Raw genomic sequence first — 17,738 nt, 5'->3', positions numbered from 1 at the left:
ATTAACAGAACAAGAACAAAACTAAAATACGATATGACTTTTGATATTGATATGATCAAAAAGGTGTATGAACGTTACCCTGAAAGAATTGCAGCAGCAAGACAAATCGTGGGCAAACCTCTTACCCTTTCAGAAAAAATTCTTTACACCCACCTTTGGGAAGGAAATGCCACACAGGCATATGAAAGAGGAAACTCTTATGTAGACTTTGCACCAGACAGGGTTGCTATGCAGGATGCCACTGCACAGATGGCTCTGTTACAGTTCATGCAGGCAGGAAAAGCTAAAGTAGCGGTTCCATCAACAGCACACGCGGATCACCTGATCCAGGCGAAAGTAGGTGCTGACAAAGATTTACAGGAAGGAATCAACAAAAACTCCGAAGTATTCAACTTCTTAAGTTCTGTATGTGATAAATACGGAATCGGATTCTGGAAACCAGGTGCAGGTATCATTCACCAGGTTGTACTGGAAAATTATGCCTTCCCTGGAGGAATGATGATTGGTACGGACTCTCACACGGTAAACGCAGGAGGACTAGGAATGGTAGCTATTGGCGTAGGAGGAGCTGATGCCGTAGACGTAATGGCAGGAATGGCCTGGGAGCTTAAAATGCCAAAACTTATCGGTATAAAATTAACCGGTAAAATGAACGGATGGACTTCTGCAAAAGACGTTATCTTAAAAGTAGCAGGGATCCTTACGGTAAAAGGAGGTACAGGATGCATCGTAGAATATTTCGGTGAAGGAGCAGAATCTCTTTCTGCAACCGGTAAAGGAACTATCTGCAACATGGGTGCTGAAATCGGAGCTACAACGTCTACTTTCGGATATGATGATTCTATGAGAAGATATCTTTCCGCAACAGGAAGACAGGACGTAGTAGATGCCGCTGATAAAATTGCTGAACATTTAACAGGTGATGCTGAAGTATATGCCAACCCTGAACAATATTTCGATCAATTAATAGAAATCAACCTTTCTGAACTGACTCCTCACCTGAACGGACCTTTTACTCCGGACTTAGCAACTCCGGTTGCTGAATTCAGAGCTAAAGCTGAAGCAAACGGATGGCCGTTAGAAGTGGAATGGGCGCTTATAGGCTCTTGTACCAACTCTTCTTATGAAGATTTATCAAGAGCAGCTTCTATTGTGGAAGATGCAGTATCAAAAGGAGTAAAACCTAAGGCCATTTTAGGTATCAACCCTGGTTCTGAACAGGTAAAATTCACAGCAGAAAGAGACGGTTTCTTAGATTCTTTCAGAAAATTTGAAAACGCAAGAATCTTTACCAATGCTTGTGGACCATGTATCGGGCAATGGGACAGAGAAGGTGCGGAAAAAGGAGAGAAAAACTCTATTATCCATTCTTTCAACAGAAACTTTGCAAAAAGAGCTGACGGTAACCCGAATACTCATGCATTCGTAGCTTCTCCGGAAATGGTAGCTGCTGTAGCAATTTCAGGCAGACTGGACTTTAACCCGATTACGGATACTTTAACGAACGAAGCAGGCGAACAGGTAAAACTTAACGAGCCTAGAGGTTTCGAACTCCCTTCAAAAGGATTTGCGGTAGATGACAACGGATATCAGGCACCATCAGAAGATGGCTCAAGCGTTGTTGTTAACGTAAGCCCTACTTCAGACAGACTTCAGCTATTGGAAGAATTCCCGGCTTGGGACGGTAAAAACATTGAAGGCGCTAAAGTATTGATCAAAGCTTTCGGAAAATGTACTACCGACCACATTTCTATGGCAGGACCATGGTTGAAATACAGAGGACACCTGGATAATATTTCAAACAACATGTTGATCGGAGCGGTGAATGCTTACAACATGGAAACCAATAAAGTTAAAAACGAATTAACCGGTGAATACGGTGAAGTTCCGGCTGTACAAAGAGCTTACAAAGCAGCAGGCATTCCAACAATTGTTGTAGGAGACCAGAACTATGGCGAAGGTTCTTCAAGAGAACACGCTGCCATGGAACCAAGACATCTTGGTGTGAAAGCTGTATTGGTAAAATCATTCGCGAGAATCCATGAAACCAACCTTAAGAAACAAGGAATGCTTGGGATCACTTTCGCTAATGAGGCTGACTATGACAAAATCCAGGAAGATGACACTGTTAACTTCTTAGATCTTGATCAGTTTGCGCCAGGAAAACAACTAACATTAGAGTTCGTTCATGCAGACGGAACAAAAGATATCATCATGGCCAACCACACTTACAACGATCAGCAGATTGACTGGTTTAAGGCTGGTTCTGCTCTGAACCTTATCAAACAACAGGAAAATTAAGATTAATTGTTGGATTAATTAATATAAAGGCGGCTTCAATAGAAGTCGCTTTTTTTTACACGTATTGAAATATTCTTTGCTGAAATTTGATAAACACTCCAAACCTTACAGGTTTTAGAAACCTGTAAGGTTTAGCTCTCAAATGAATATCATGATATTCCATCACTTCAATCTATCCAGAAGACCTGCTCTATAGCTTTCTCCAATGGGAATTTCATACTCGGGAAAGTTCACTTTTTTAGCACCAATGCTTTTTATTTTATCCAAATTGATGATGAAAGATTTATGAACACGTACAAACCTCTCAGAGAGCTGAATTTCCATTGATTTAAGCGTATCCAGCACAATAAATTCCTCATTTTCCGTCCGGATATTGACATAGTCTTTGATACTTTCCACGTACAAAATCTCATGAAAACCAATACGATGTCTTTGTCCTGAGGATTTCACAAAGAAATATGAATTTTCCTCCTGAGGAAAAGAAAACCGTTCCTGCACCTTTAATGCACTCTTTTGAAATCTTTCAAATGAAATAGGTTTCAGCAGGTAATCCACAACATTATGTTCATATCCTTCCAAGGCATATTCTGAATAAGCCGTTGTTAAAATATATTTTTGATCAGGTCCTACAATCTTCATAAAATTGATTCCCGTAAGCTCCGGCATCTGAATATCTAAAAAGATAAGATCTGAATCGTTTTTCTGAAGATATTCCAAAGCCAAAATCGGGTTCTCTGTAGAAAATACCAGCTCAAGAAAAGGGAGTTTTTCTACATAATGCTCAAGAAGAGAGATTGCCAGTGGCTCGTCATCAACAATAATGCATTTTATCTTATTCATAGCGTAAATCAATTTTTAAGTCTACAATAAACTCTGTTTCCGAATCTCTGATCTCCAGCTGATGTTTAGGATACAATATTTCCAGTCTTTTTTTCACATTCTGAATTCCTATTCCGGAGACGGTATCTTTCATTCTCTGTGTTTTAAAATTGAAAAGATAAAAATGCAGCACTTTATCATGATCTGAGATTTTCATTTCAAAACCTTTATCACGAAAATCTCCATGTTTAAAGGCATTTTCAACAAAAGGAACCAACAGCATTGGCGAGATCTTAAGGCGAGGATACTGAATATTTTTTTCTATGAGCAACAGCTCAGGTTTTCTGATTCTAAGTTTCTCCAAGGCAATCAGGCTATCAATATATCCAATTTCCTTATCCAAAGGAATTGAATCTTTTTCAAGATCCTTTGTGCTGTATCTTAACAATTGTACCAGTTCTTCAATTGCTGGCAAGGCTTTGTCTGATTTCTGATAGACAAGAGAGTAGATATTATTTAATGAATTAAAAATAAAATGAGGATTGATCTGGGTTTTTAATGCCTGAAGCTCTGCCTGTTTCTTTTCAATCAGCAGCTGCTTTTTATCATTTTCGGCAACACCATATTTCTCTACGATCCACAGGATTCCTGCAATGAAAACAGTCAATGATGCATTGTAGATATTATCTGTCAAATAATATAAAAGTCCGGTATTTTTATTATAATTTCTGAATCCAAGTGTAATAGGAAGCAGCACTTCTTCTATTCCATACCGAATTACACCAAAGCTTAAAATAGAAATAAAGAAAACTAAAACAGCAGAATAAAGTTTCTCAAGATTTAATACTTTCGGAATAATAGCCAGATACAAAAGATAAAAAGTAGAGATTTCTGTAATAAAATAAGTAAAGTTCAGCACATACGATTCAAACCCTCTTCGCTCAGGAAAAAAGAAATAAGGCGTAATGTTGTTTCCTATAAAATTGAAACTCCAATAAAAAATCTGAAGCCAGATAATTTGCTTTTTATTCATATTCAAATATAAATCTATACACCCACAATTCATCAACCCTTTTCGATAAAAACCTGTTTTTCTCCGACGAAACTATTTTGATATGTATAATCTCAGGTTTCATCTAAACGCTATTTCCAATCGAAGCCTCTTCCTATACTTTTGTCATAGAAATTCAACATAAAGATCATTTAATCTGTCATTGATAACCTATGAAAAAGCATCTTTTATTTATAACCGCTCTTGTTTGCTCTTTTACAGCAGCACAAACAAAAGACACTGCGAACGTCAACAAAATTGAGGAAGTAACAATGAATGGCAAAAAAATTCTGGTACAGCGTAAAGTGGACCGCCTGGTTTATAATGTTCAGAATTCTATGCTTTCACAGGGAAGTTCGGGAACCGAGGTATTGGCTGGCACTCCTTTATTACAGGTGGATGAAAATAAAGGTCTTCTTTCTATTGCCGGAAAAAATGGAGTTTCTGTAATGGTGAATGATCGGATGCTTAATATTTCCGGAGCTGAACTGATCAATTATCTGAGAAACCTTCGTTCTGAAAACATATTGAAAATAGAAGTAATCACCACTCCACCTGCCAAATATGAAGCACAGGGAAACAGCGGAATCATTAATATTATCCTTAAAAAGAATCAGAATCTTGGATGGAACGGTTATCTGACGACCAGTTATGCTCAAAAAACATATGCCGGCTTCAGCAGTGTGGCAGGAGTGAATTATCAGAATGAAAAAATAAAAGCCTCTGTAAAAGTAATGGGCTATGACGGAGATAAAAGATCAGTAGAAAAATATAATATTATTGGCCAAAATTCTTCGGTCAGCAAGGATGACAGAAGGGATATGAATGACGGGCTCGGTCTGAATGCCAATTTTGATTATTCACTTTCTAAAAACTCCAATATCGGATTGGTATACGATATTACAAAGGGGCATACCAATATGGATATCAATTCAACACAAAGTTACTTTACAGATGGTACGCCTACTTTACAAACAGAGACGGATTCAAAGCATCGTTCTCCGTATACAACCCAAATGCTTAATCTGTATTTTGACCAGAAATTTGGAGAACATAAGCTAAGTTTTGGTGCCAATTATTATGGAAACCTTCCTGATACGGAGGTCAATTTTACCACAAGAAATGTTGCAGATAATTCAATGCAGACGGTAAGAAATCTTTCTGGTGTAGACTATAAAATCTATTCAGGGCAGGCTGATCTGACTTTAAATTTTAAAAAAATTCAGTTGGAAACCGGCGCTAAATACAGTCATTTTTCTAATAATTCTGACATCGGATATTTCAATTTCACCCATGGAAATTATATCATAGACCCAGCAAAGAGCAATCTTTTTGATTATAATGAAAAAAATTATGCCGCTTATGTCAGTGCCAGTAAAGATCTTGGTGAAAAATGGTCGGTGAAAGCAGGATTACGTTATGAATATTCACAAACCAATGGATTCTCTCCTACTACCCAGTCTAAATCCGAGAATAATTACGGAAAATTTTTCCCTACAGCCTATGTTTCCTATAAAGCCAGTCAGGATAACCAATTCAGTATTAACTATTCCAGAAGAATCAACCGTCCTTATTTCCGGGCTTTAGATCCGTTCCGATGGTATTCTAATCCCAATACGTATTATGCCGGAAACCCAAGTCTGCAACCTTCTTTTAATCATAATATTGAATTCAATTATATTTTTAAAAATAAATTCTCAGCCACTCTTTATTATCAGAGAACAAAGAATAATTTTGACCAAATTTCCTTCCTGAACGGCATTGATCTTATCAGTACCTATGAAAACTATTACAACCAGAATATTTACGGGATCAATTTCAATTATACAGATACTTTTTTCAAAATCTGGGAAAGTAATATTTCAACCTCGTTCAGTTATAATGAAACACAGATTACAAGATTTAATCTGGTTCCTAAAAACGGTCAGTCATTTTATTATTCTCTCAACAATACATTCCAGCTGAACAAGGCTAAGACCTTCATGCTATTTGTCAATTACTGGCATAATCTTCCCTCGAGAGACGGCTCCGCTTCCATCAAAGGCAGAGCAAGTTTTGATGCGGGACTAAAAATGAGCTTTGTGGAAAAAGCCCTGCAGGTCAATCTTTCAATGAGTGATATTTTTAAACAATCCGGCTTTAAAGCAGATATGTATTTTACAGATAATACACAATCATTCAATAACTATTGGGATGCACGAAGAATGACACTCAGTATCACCTACAATTTTGGGAATCAAAAAGTGAAATCGAACAAAAGAGCGATTAATTTTGAAGAAAAAGATCGAGCACAATAATAACTTATAGCAAGAATTCCTGTTATTACAGGGAATGGCCATTCGGCATTATTAAAAAGGCTTTTTACTTCTTCTGCAGAATATGATTTTATTGAATTTTCTTCATTGAAATAAAAAAATTACTGTGCTGATTGTAACAAAATTTGTTTTTCATCGTCTAACCGAATAGTAGTAAAAACATTATGAAAAAAACTATATTCACTTTATCTCTGGTAAGTTCTACGCTGGTTTTCTCTCAGGAAAAGAGCAATACAACTTCTAAAGAGAAACAAATTGAAGGTATTGTCATCACCAAAACTAAAAAAGCAGTTGAACAAAAGGCAGACCGTACTATTTTTGACTTTTCCGAGCAACCTCAGCTGAATAACGGAAACGTTCTGGAAGGAATTAAAAAACTTCCAGGGCTTGTATCTACGGACATCGCAGGAATGATGTATCAGGGTAAAATGCTGGAAGTGTATTTGAACGGAAGACCTTTGAACATCACATCCAATGAATTAAACTCCTTTCTGGAAGGAATGCCTGCCAATTCTGTAGAAAGAATTGAAGTAATCACCCAGCCAGGTGCTGAGTTTCCGGCAACTTCCGGAGGTGCAATCATGAATATCATCACCAACAAAAACGCTAATAAATATTTAACTGCTACTTATTCTGGAAATTATTCTTTCACGAATTATGATAAATACAGAAGCAGAACCACAAACTCTGTTAACTTAAACGCCAGAAATAAATATTTCGGATGGCAGCTGAATGTGGGACAAAATTACCGTGAAAGTATGCTTAACGGCCAGCAGGATGAGCTTTTGAACAGCCATACTGACAGATACGGCCGTGGATATTTTGCAAAATCCGGATTGACTTTTGATCTTGGTCAGGACAGATTATTATTAAACTACGATATTTATCATAACAATAACGACAACTATACTTTAAGTAATGGCCATGGAGATTTGCCTTTCAAGAGAAATCCGGAGGATTTAAAAGAAGCTTTTTATACTTCTTCCGATGTTGCGCATACCAATAATTTGAGACAGGAAGCCGTTGTAACGTATCAGAAGCGTTTTGCTGACAAATCTCAAAAACTGGACTTTCAGTTTGGCTATACAAGATCAGACAGCAAGTTTTCTCAGGATAATTATTTTCAAGATGGAACATTTGTAGCTTATCCCAATGAACCTCTCGATAGCCCTACCAATGGATTAAAAGATATTCTGAACAATAAATCTGTAATGAATATTGCGAATCTTAAAGTAGATTATGCCCAGCCTATCAAGCTTCTTGATGGCGGAAAGGTAAGCTTTGGAGGATTGTATGAAAGACAGGACTATGACACGGAAAGCTTTGGACTGACTAATCTTGAATATCAGAGACAGACTGCTTCAACCTACTTGGAGTTTCAGGCTAAACTGAAAAAGTTTGATTTCACTTTGGGCACCCGTGCTGAAAACTATGATATATCCGGCGTAACAAGATATATTAAAGATAAAAAGGTGGTTGAAGCTGATTTGATTCCATTCAATAAGTTTAAATTTTTCCCGAATGCAAGTGTACAATATAACATGATGAATCAGGTTTATATTGCTGCGAATTACAACAGGAAAATCAGCCTGCCAAGTATTTCTGCTCTGAATCCAAACAACGTAACATTCTCCGGACCAAGTACGGAAGTAAACGGTAACCCGAATCTACAGCCTACTATTTTTGATAATTATGAGCTGAAAATTTCAGCTTTTGATTATGCATTCATCGGATATAGCGTAAGTTCAGCAAGCAACCAGGTGGCACAGATCATCCGAAAAGACGGAAGAAAACTATTCAACGAGCAAGTGAATATTTCGAATATGAAAATTCACAATTTCAACGTGGGATTACCTGTTCCTTTTATGATTTTCAGCAAGCCGTTTAGTGAAATCATGAAATTTAATTTCAATCCTGATAAAATTAATTTCATGTACCTGTATGCTGGTTATCAGAAACATGAAATCGACAATCTGAATAATAAAGGATTCTGGATCTTCAATATCATGACCCAGATTATTTTACCTAAGGACATCAAACTGACAGCCAACTACAGCTATCTGACTCCAAAGGCCGGATATTTCTACTTTACGGCAGAAAAACCGTTTAACAACTCTCTTGATATTACGCTGACAAAGAAGTTTATGAATAACCGCCTGACACTTTCTGTTTTTGCGAATGATATTTTCAACGGGCAGATGATGCAGGTACGCTCTAATCCGCCGTCAGGAAACCCGGTGATGATCTACAGTAAATATGACACCCGAAATTTCGGGCTTTCCATCAACTATAAAATTCCGACAAGAAATAAACTGGCAAAAGAGGATCCAAATATCCTGAACCAGACTAAAAAAGAAGATACCGGAGGGGTAATGCAGCAGGCACAATAATCCTTTCCAAGATCAATAGAAAGAGGCAGTAATCATTTTTACTGCCTCTTTCTATTGATATTAAAATGGTGTTATTGGTGAAAATATTAGTGATATTAGTGTTTATATTTACATCAAAAATCAATCGTCTGAAACCTCCAGTTCAAAGTATCCACCAAAGTCAGCTGATTGACATTTACCGGAAGATCCGTGATAATTTTTAACGTCTGCAGCGCCATCATACTGCCTATCATTCCGGGAAGAGCTCCCAGTACGCCAAGACTGTCACAATCCGGTACATCCTCATCAAAAGGCGGTTCAGGGAAAATATCCCGTAAGTTTTTACTTCCGTTATGATTAAAAACAGCAGCTTGCCCTGAAAATCCTAAAATACTTCCGTAAACCAGAGTTTTTTTTAATTCTACACAGGTATCATTCACCAGATATCTTGTAGTGAAGTTATCTGAGCCATCAACAATAATATCATACTGAGAAATGATTTCTCCGGCATTATCTTCATTGAGTTTTTCCTCAATTCCTATCAGTTTAACCTGATGATTGAGTTCTTTTACAAATGTTTCTGCGCTTTTCACTTTGGATAATCCTACTCTATTTTCAGTATGAATGATCTGGCGGTTCAGGTTATGAAGTTCTACATGGTCAAAATCGACAATACCTAAAGTTCCTACTCCTGCAGCCGCCAGATATTGAATAACAGGACTTCCCAAGCCTCCTGCTCCTATAACAAGAACTTTAGAAGACATGACTTTCTTTTGTCCTTCCAATCCGATTTCTTCGATAAATATCTGCCGGCTGTATCGTGCAAACTGGTCTTGTTTCATAATTATCATTGAACCATTAAGGTTTTAAAAGTTCTTAATGGTTTAAAATTTTAAAATCCACTGTATACGGAATCCCAATCTTTCATCACAGGATCATAACCTGCTTTTTTAATCATCATTTTAATCTCCTCCATACTTCGTTCATCACTGGTTTCAAACTGTTCCAGAGATTCTTTATCCACAGCATAGCCTCCGGGATTGGTTTTTGAACCTGCACTCATCGCTGTAGCCCCCAGAGATACAATATTATTTCTAAAGGTTTCATTTTCCCTGGTAGAAATGGAGATTTCAAGGTCTTCATTCCAGATTCTGTAGGCACAAATGAGCTGAAGAAGGTCTTTATCTTCCATAATGAAATTCGGTTCAATAATCCCTTCAGCGGGTCTGAGCCTGGGAAATGAAACAGAAAACTTGCTTTTCCAGTACTGTTTCTGGAGATAATCGATGTGTAAGGCATTAAAAAAACTGTCTACTCTCCAATCTTCAAGCCCTAGAAGAACTCCCAGCCCTATTTTATGAATGCCTGCCCTTCCTATTCTATCCGGAGTCTCCAGACGGAAATGAAAGTTTGATTTCTTACCTTTTGGATGATATTCCCTGTAGACATCCTGATGATAGGTTTCCTGATATACTAAAACGGAATGCACTCCTTCTTCATGTAGCAGTTTGTATTCTTCTTCCAGTAATGGCTGAACTTCAATGGATATATTGGAAAAATGGGGCTTTAGCTTACGGACTGCATTCTGAAAATAAGGTACTCCTACAATTTTATTGGCTTCCCCGCTTACCAGTAACACATGATTCACTCCCATAGATTTCAGTACTGATGCTTCAATCATCAGCTCCATATCGGAAAGTGTTTTCCTTTTCAGGTGATTGTCCAGACTGAATCCGCAATAGGTACAGATATTCTGACATTCATTACTAAGATACAGCGGAGCATAGAGCTGAATGATTTTTCCAAATCTTTTTTGGGTAAGTGCCTTCGTCATTCTCGCCATCAGCTCAAGTTCCTGAGAAGCCGCTGGTGAGAGAAGATTAAGGAAATCATCCAGGGTTTTATTCTTTTTCTGAAGACTGTACCTTACATCAGCCAGGCTTACTTTTTCAAGCTTATTCTTTACCTCATCCCACTGATAGTTTTCAAAAACATCTTTAAAGCTTTTCATAAGTCTGATTTATTCAAATAAAAATGAAGTCAGCGGACTTGAAGCTTCAGCATGGTTAGTAATGACACCCAATCCTGATTCAAAGGCTCTTCTTCCGGCAATCACCCCTTCTTTAAAAGCTAAAGCCATATTCAGCGGGTTTCCGGCAACGGCAATGGCAGTATTCACCAAAACGGCGTCTGCTCCCATTTCCATTGCTTTTGCAGCATCTGATGGCGCACCGATACCTGCATCTACTACGACAGGAACATTACTCTGACTGATGATGATTTCCAGAAAGTCTTGTGTTCTTAATCCTTTATTCGTCCCGATGGGTGCTCCCAAAGGCATTACCACTGATGTTCCGGCATCTTCCAGACGTTTGCACAAAACAGGATCGGCATGAATGTAAGGCATTACAACAAATCCTAATTTCGCCAGTTCTTCCGTGGCATATAATGTTTCAATAGGGTCCGGCAGTAAATATTTCGGATCCGGATGAATTTCCAGTTTTACCCAGTTCGTTTCCAGTGCTTCTCTGGCTAATTGTGCAGCCAATACAGCTTCTTTGGCAGTTCTCGCTCCGGAAGTATTCGGCAGAAGATGAACGTTGGTTTCTTTTAATGAATCAAGCAGACTGTCTTCACTGGATTTCGCATCAATTCTTTTTAGCGCCATTGTTACCATATTGGTTTCGGATGCGATAACAGATTGTACCATATCTCCCATACTTCCGAATTTTCCTGTTCCTAAAAACAGTCTTGATTCAAAAATTCTTCCTGCTATTTCTAATTTCTGATGGCTCATATCATTACTTTTTTTAGTTCATTAATAATTGATGGCTGTTTTGTGATCAGCCCGGAAACTGCAATGCCGTAAATTCCAATTTCCTGCAAGGGTAAAATATCTTCAAGGGTAACGCCTCCGATGGCAAATATCTTAGGGACATCTATTGATTTTTCCCTTAATCCATCAATGATATGCTGATATCCTTCAAACCCAAGAACAGGGCTTAGTTTTTCTTTGGTTGTGGTAAACCTCAATGGTCCTAAACCGATATAATCACAGGATTCTTTGATTCTCTGAATGACATCTGAAAGGGTATTAGCCGTTCCGCCAATCATTTTATTTTCGCCCAAGATCAATCTTGCGTCTTTAACGGCACTGTCGTTTAATCCTAAATGAACACCGTCAGCATCTATTTCTCTGGCTATTTGTACATGATCATTGATGATACAAACTGCCTGATATTCTGAACAAAGCTGTTTTGAAATTTCACAGAGTTTGATTAATTCGTTTTCAGGAGCATTTTTCCAGCGAACCTGTACCCATTTAACCCCGTTATCCAGCGCTTTACGGACACAAAGTTCCTGTTCCCGGAAAGTATTTCCTTGTGATATGTATTGTAATTTTTCCATGTTTCTATGAATGCGTTCCCAATAAAGAGGGATTGCTTTTTAAAAATTTTTCGATGTATAATTTCCCATTTCTACAGGCAGTTTCGATGTTTTCACCTTTCGCAAGTTCTGCGGTTATGGCTGATGATAAAACACAGCCGGAACCATGCTTAGGGAAATAAATCGTATTACTTTCGGCCGGAACTAAAAGGGTTTCTTTTCCATTTTCAACTAAAGTATCTGTTCCTAAACGATCTTCCCTATGCCCTCCTTTGATTAATAATGAACATTCATACGTATCCGGTAAAAGATGATACTGCTTTAAAACGTTGTATTCATTATAATTGGGAGTTATTAAACTCAACTTATTAATCATATTTTTCAATTGAGGAAGTGTTTCAGGATCAAAAAATGTGAATTCGGAAGTGCTTTTCAGAACGGGATCCCAAACGATTTTTACTTCAAAATCGCTTTCTTTAACCGTTTCTACAATCTTACTTAGAAATTCTGCATCTTTCACAATTCCAATTTTCACGGCTGAAATGGTATAGTTTTTTATCAACAGCTGAATTGCTTTGGTTACTTCATCTATAGGCCGCCATTCTAAGTTCAAGCATTTGGAAGCGGTTTGCAACGTCAATGCTGTACATACTCCCAGTCCCATTACCTTTGATTGCTCGAAGGTTTTACTGTCTGATAACAAGCCTGCTCCTCCACTTGGGTCGAAGCCTGCGATACTTATGACATAAGGACGTTCCTGCATTTTTTGAATACTTTTAAGGGTTCTTCACTTTCCCAGACAGCACCTAATAAGGCCACTCCATCTGCTCCTGCTTCGAAAACTTCATGGATATTATCCTGATTAATTCCTCCAAGAGCAATCAATTTTGCGTCCTGATTGTTCCGATGCTTTATCTCTTCTTTAATGGTTGAGTTCAATCCATACCCTTTTTTTGATATACTTGGAAAGAACGGACTTATGAAAGCATATTCCCATTCTTTTTCCAAAGTATTGTACGTTGCGATATCGTGTACCGAAGTTGAAATCATATTTTCTTCCGCAAAAGGTTTATATGTTCCTTCCTTTCGATCAATCTCCCTGAAATGAAATCTTGAAATAGTAAATTCCTTCCCCAGGTCGTAATGCGTATGCAGCACTAACTGTGAACGAAAAACTTCATCAATCTGCGTGATGAATTCAGTCATTTCATTCCGGCTGATCCATGGTTTACGGATGTGAAGCAGATCAAGACCTTCCTGAAACATTTGGTTAATACTATCAGTTTCGCTGGGCATAATCAATTCAGAAGTGATAACGATGATCATATATAGATTTCTTTCCCTTTTTCAATAAATTCCTGTGATTTATCCAGCATACCCTGTTCTGCAGATTCACGAATTTCCTGCGTAATTTTCATAGAACAGAATTTCGGTCCGCACATGGAACAGAAATGGGCAATTTTCGCACCTTCCGCCGGTAAGGTCTCATCATGGTAAGCTCTTGCTGTCTCTGGATCTAATGAAAGGTTAAACTGATCTTCCCATCTGAATTCAAACCTGGCTTTACTTAATGCGTTGTCTCTGTACTGTGCGCCCGGATGACCTTTTGCTAAATCCGCTGCGTGGGCAGCCAGTTTATAAGTGATTACCCCAACTTTTACATCATCTTTATTCGGAAGACCTAAATGTTCTTTCGGTGTTACATAGCAAAGCATGGCACAACCAAACCAACCAATCATCGCTGCCCCGATTCCTGAAGTAATATGATCATAACCTGGAGCAATATCCGTTGTTAACGGCCCTAAAGTATAGAAAGGAGCTTCATGGCATTCTTCCAATTGCTTTTCCATATTTTCTTTGATCATGTGCATCGGAACATGGCCTGGTCCTTCAATCATTACCTGTACATTGTGCTTCCATGCAATTTTGGTGAGTTCACCTAAAGTTTCCAGTTCTGCAAACTGAGCGGCATCATTAGCATCTGCAATAGATCCGGGACGGAGACCATCTCCTAAAGAGAAAGCTACATCATACTTCTTCATGATCTCACAAATCTCCTCAAAATGAGTATATAAGAAACTTTCTTTATGATGGAATAAACACCATTTTGCCATAATAGATCCTCCTCTGGAAACAATTCCGGTCACTCTTTTTGCTGTTAAATGGATATATCTCAACAGAACTCCGGCATGGATCGTGAAATAGGAAACTCCCTGCTCTGCCTGTTCAATAAGGGTATCTCTGAAGATTTCCCACGTCAGGTCTTCGGGAACACCTTTCACTTTTTCCAGGGCCTGATAAATAGGAACCGTACCAATAGGAACCGGACTGTTTCTGATGATCCACTCTCTTGTTTCGTGAATATTTTTTCCGGTTGAAAGATCCATAATGGTATCAGCGCCCCATCGGCAGGCCCATACCGCTTTTTCTACTTCTTCTTCAATACTGGATGAAACGGCACTGTTGCCAATATTGGCATTGATTTTCACCAGGAAATTTCTTCCGATGATCATTGGTTCACTTTCCGGGTGGTTGATATTATTGGGAATAATGGCTCTTCCGGCAGCAATTTCGTCCCTTACAAATTCCGGAGTGATCTTGCTTTTCGGAGTATTGGCACCAAAACTGTGTCCCGGATGCTGAAAAGCCATTTCTTTAGATACAGAATCAAGCTGTTCTATTCTTTGATTTTCCCGGATCGCCACATATTCCATTTCCGGAGTAATGATTCCCTGTTTTGCATAATAAAGCTGTGTAACTTCTTTTCCTTGCTGAGCAACTTTAGGTTTATGATCATAAGAGAACCTCAATTCGTCTAGACGAGGATCTGCTAAACGTGCCTTTCCATATTCAGACGTAATTCCATCAAGGATATTTACATCATTTCTGTCCAGAATCCATTGTTCTCTGATTCTCGGAAGTCCTTTCTGAATATCAATAGTTGCATTTTCATCGGTATAAGGTCCTGAAGTGTCGTAAATCGTCACCGGAGCATTATATTCAAAGCCGCCATTGGTCAATTTGGTCGGACTAAGCTGTATTTCACGCATGGCTACATTGATAGGATGTAATGTTCCTTCAACATAGATTTTCTTTGAGTTCGGAAATGGCGAACATGTAATGGAGTGAGCCATAAGTTTTGGGTATTAAATATGAGAATTAACCGCCCTGAGTGGCAGTAATGATTAAAATTGAATCGTTGTTATTGAGGATGGTTTCCGCCCAGACTGAGAGGGGAATAATGCGATTGTTGAGAGCTACAGCAATACCTTTCTTATTTCCGGGTAACTCAATAGCCAATAATGCTTCCAGGTTTTCGGGAAGTACATCAAATGTTTTTCGGGTGTGGTTGATTATAAGTTCCATTCCTAATATTTTACATATACTTTAGGAATGGCCATTATTGTACAATAGAATGTACAGCAAAAGTCATCTACTTTTCCCTACGCTGGTATGATCCAGATCAGGTTCAAAGGGTAAAGTCTCAGTCTGTTGGTAACAGACACCCCTAAAGTTGGCAACGAAGTTAGACATTATTTTGTAATAAGCAAAATTTTTTGAAACTACCTTCGAAATCTGGTATTGTAAAAAGTCTGCCTCAAATTGAGACAGACCTTATTTTATATTGATCGTTTTAAGATTTTTATTATTTATTCTTCACAAGCTCTCCAGATCGCATCATTCTGCGGAACAGGAGCTATGATTTCAATATTTTCTTTGGTTACAGGATGAATAAATTCCAGTTTTCTTGCATGAAGATTGATTCCTCCGTCAGGGTTGGAACGTGGTGCTCCATATTTCAGATCTCCTTTGATCGGAATTCCTGTTTTGGATAATTGCGCTCTTATCTGATGATGTCTTCCGGTTTCAAGATCAATTTCAAGAAGTAGGTAATTATCAAGAGTCTTAATCACATTATAAGTTAAGATCGCTTCTTTTGCTCCTTCGGTAGCTTTAGAAAAAACAATGGCTTTATTATTCTTTTCGTTTTTCTTTAAATAATGAACCAGTCTCTGGCTTTGAGGAATCATTTCTTTTCCCACAACTGCCCAGTATGTCTTTTTCACTTCACGATTTTTCACCATCTGTGTCAAACGGGAAAGCGCTTTGGAAGTTTTTGCATAGATTACCAGCCCGGAGGTTGGGCGGTCTATACGATGAACCAAGCCGAGAAAAACATTTCCCGGCTTAGCATCTCTTATTTTTATAAAATTCTTGATGGATTCTAATAGTGATTCATCGCCGGTCTTATCGCCCTGTACAAGCTGACCCACCTTTTTATTAATCACCAGAAGATGGTTGTCTTCATATATAATCTGCTCCTTCATACTTTTTCAGTCTATCTTCTTCTGTTGGATAATGACAGGATAATTCCCGCCAAAAGCCCCACGGTTTTTACAGCCGAAAGTTTTGAGCCTTCCGGAATAAATGCTCCGAATACACAGATAGCTGCTGCAGCATACATAGCATAAACAAAATTCTTATTCGTAAGCAGCGGAGCCTGAATAAAGAAGCTCGCTCCTATCAGCACATAAAATACTTTTCTTGAAAGTAAATGATTGATTTCCGGAGAGAATAAATTAAACCATCCTACAGCAAGACAAATCAGTGCTGCAATAGATAATATTCCCTGAATAGATTGTTGATTCTGCATAGATTAATAGCTTTCGTTTTCGTTGGGAAACTCTACACTTTTCACATCTTTCACATATTGAGAAACTGCTCCTGTAATTTCTGTATAAAGGTCAAGATATCTTCTTAAGAATTTCGGGCTGAAGCCTTTGTTCATTCCTACCATATCATGATACACCAAAACCTGCCCGTCACACTCTGCTCCGGCACCGATTCCGATAGTAGGAATAGAAATACTTTCAGTTACTTTTTTCGCCAATTCCGCAGGTATTTTTTCCAGTACTACAGAAAAACAGCCTAATTCTTCCAAAAGCTGAGCATCAGCAATCAGTTTTTCAGCTTCTGCCTCTTCCTTTGCTCTTACTTTATACGTTCCGAATTTATAGATAGACTGTGGGGTTAATCCCAAATGTCCCATTACCGGAATTCCAGCATTGATGATCTTTTTGATAGACTTTGAAATTTCTTTTCCACCTTCAATTTTCACCGCATGCGCTCCACCTTCCTTCATCATTCTTACCGCAGATTCCAATGCTTTTTCAGGATTACTCTGATAAGTTCCGAAAGGTAAATCTGCTACCACCAAAGCTCTGTCGGTTCCTCTTACCACACTTTGAGCATGATAGATCATTTGATCCAGCGTAATAGGCAATGTAGTTTCAAAACCAGCCATGACATTCGCTGCAGAGTCTCCAATCAAAATAGCATCTACTCCACCTGCATCTACCATCTTTGCAGTGGTAAAATCATAGGCGGTAAGCATTGTTATTTTTTCCTTGTCGAATTTCATTTTACGCAAGGTTTCAGTCGTAACTTTTTTAATTTCAGAGTGAACAGACATAATTTATCTATTTTTAAAAGTTA

Annotated in this window: 16 protein-coding genes and 1 riboswitch; of the genes, 3 read left to right on the top strand and 13 right to left on the bottom strand. The window is 38.2% G+C overall.

The window, feature by feature from the left end; genetic code table 11:
- The first annotated feature begins 33 nt into the window (after positions 1-33).
- A complete protein-coding gene (locus BW946_RS06760; RefSeq protein ID WP_076595521.1) occupies positions 34-2,301 on the top strand; it encodes an aconitate hydratase in 2,268 nt (755 codons plus the stop codon).
- A 162-nt stretch (positions 2,302-2,463) separates the two neighbouring features.
- Here the strand turns inward: BW946_RS06760 and BW946_RS06755 are convergent, their stop codons facing one another.
- On the bottom strand, positions 2,464-3,141 hold the full coding sequence (locus tag BW946_RS06755; RefSeq protein WP_076595440.1) for a LytR/AlgR family response regulator transcription factor: 678 nt from the start codon (positions 3,139-3,141) through the stop codon (positions 2,464-2,466).
- Positions 3,134-4,153, bottom strand: a complete 1,020-nt coding sequence (locus tag BW946_RS06750) for a sensor histidine kinase (RefSeq protein ID WP_076595439.1) — start codon at positions 4,151-4,153, stop codon at positions 3,134-3,136. The genes BW946_RS06755 and BW946_RS06750 overlap by 8 nt, the downstream gene beginning before the upstream one ends.
- 191 nt (positions 4,154-4,344) lie before the next feature.
- Here BW946_RS06750 and BW946_RS06745 point away from each other — a divergent pair, with 191 nt between their 5' ends.
- On the top strand, positions 4,345-6,468 hold the full coding sequence (locus tag BW946_RS06745; RefSeq protein ID WP_076595438.1) for an outer membrane beta-barrel family protein: 2,124 nt from the start codon (positions 4,345-4,347) through the stop codon (positions 6,466-6,468).
- Positions 6,469-6,650: 182 nt separating this feature from the next.
- Positions 6,651-8,876: an outer membrane beta-barrel protein gene (locus BW946_RS06740; protein ID WP_076595437.1), complete on the top strand. Its 2,226-nt coding sequence runs from the start codon at positions 6,651-6,653 to the stop codon at positions 8,874-8,876.
- A 113-nt stretch (positions 8,877-8,989) separates the two neighbouring features.
- Here BW946_RS06740 and BW946_RS06735 read toward each other — a convergent pair whose 3' ends face one another.
- The 11 genes from BW946_RS06735 to panB form a co-directional block, all read right to left on the bottom strand.
- Positions 8,990-9,697, bottom strand: coding sequence for a HesA/MoeB/ThiF family protein (locus BW946_RS06735; RefSeq protein ID WP_410493445.1), 708 nt, complete (start codon positions 9,695-9,697; stop codon positions 8,990-8,992).
- Positions 9,698-9,747: 50 nt separating this feature from the next.
- Positions 9,748-10,866 carry a 2-iminoacetate synthase ThiH gene (gene thiH / locus BW946_RS06730; protein WP_076595435.1) on the bottom strand — a complete coding sequence of 373 codons (1,119 nt, stop codon included), beginning with the start codon at positions 10,864-10,866 and terminating at the stop codon, positions 9,748-9,750.
- A 9-nt stretch (positions 10,867-10,875) separates the two neighbouring features.
- Positions 10,876-11,652, bottom strand: coding sequence for a thiazole synthase (locus BW946_RS06725; RefSeq protein WP_076595434.1), 777 nt, complete (start codon positions 11,650-11,652; stop codon positions 10,876-10,878).
- A complete protein-coding gene (locus BW946_RS06720; protein WP_076595433.1) occupies positions 11,649-12,263 on the bottom strand; it encodes a thiamine phosphate synthase in 615 nt (204 codons plus the stop codon). The genes BW946_RS06725 and BW946_RS06720 overlap by 4 nt, the downstream gene beginning before the upstream one ends.
- A 4-nt stretch (positions 12,264-12,267) precedes the next feature.
- Positions 12,268-13,005: a hydroxymethylpyrimidine/phosphomethylpyrimidine kinase gene (locus BW946_RS06715; protein ID WP_076595432.1), complete on the bottom strand. Its 738-nt coding sequence runs from the start codon at positions 13,003-13,005 to the stop codon at positions 12,268-12,270.
- Positions 12,981-13,568, bottom strand: a complete 588-nt coding sequence (locus tag BW946_RS06710) for a thiamine phosphate synthase (RefSeq protein WP_076595431.1) — start codon at positions 13,566-13,568, stop codon at positions 12,981-12,983. The genes BW946_RS06715 and BW946_RS06710 overlap by 25 nt, the downstream gene beginning before the upstream one ends.
- The gene (gene thiC / locus BW946_RS06705) at positions 13,565-15,376 is read right to left on the bottom strand and encodes a phosphomethylpyrimidine synthase ThiC (protein WP_076595430.1); all 1,812 of its coding nucleotides are present in this window, start codon (positions 15,374-15,376) and stop codon (positions 13,565-13,567) included. The genes BW946_RS06710 and thiC overlap by 4 nt, the downstream gene beginning before the upstream one ends.
- Positions 15,377-15,401: 25 nt before the next feature.
- Complete coding sequence (gene thiS / locus BW946_RS06700; RefSeq protein ID WP_076595429.1) at positions 15,402-15,608, bottom strand: sulfur carrier protein ThiS; 207 nt, start codon at positions 15,606-15,608, stop codon at positions 15,402-15,404.
- 57 nt (positions 15,609-15,665) lie between these two features.
- Positions 15,666-15,762, bottom strand: a riboswitch (TPP riboswitch).
- 130 nt (positions 15,763-15,892) lie between these two features.
- Positions 15,893-16,570: an RluA family pseudouridine synthase gene (locus BW946_RS06695; RefSeq protein ID WP_076595428.1), complete on the bottom strand. Its 678-nt coding sequence runs from the start codon at positions 16,568-16,570 to the stop codon at positions 15,893-15,895.
- Between the two features lie 11 nt (positions 16,571-16,581).
- Positions 16,582-16,896 carry a hypothetical protein gene (locus tag BW946_RS06690; protein ID WP_047377337.1) on the bottom strand — a complete coding sequence of 105 codons (315 nt, stop codon included), beginning with the start codon at positions 16,894-16,896 and terminating at the stop codon, positions 16,582-16,584.
- A gap of 3 nt (positions 16,897-16,899) precedes the next feature.
- On the bottom strand, positions 16,900-17,715 hold the full coding sequence (panB, locus tag BW946_RS06685; RefSeq protein ID WP_076595427.1) for a 3-methyl-2-oxobutanoate hydroxymethyltransferase: 816 nt from the start codon (positions 17,713-17,715) through the stop codon (positions 16,900-16,902).
- Positions 17,716-17,738 lie beyond the last annotated feature (23 nt).

The organism is Chryseobacterium sp. RU33C (genome assembly GCF_900156015.1).
In the GTDB taxonomy this organism is placed as follows: Bacteria; Bacteroidota; Bacteroidia; order Flavobacteriales; family Weeksellaceae; genus Chryseobacterium; species Chryseobacterium candidae.
The sequence above is the reverse complement of the archived record's forward strand: the minus strand, read 5'-3'. Positions and strand labels throughout refer to the sequence as shown.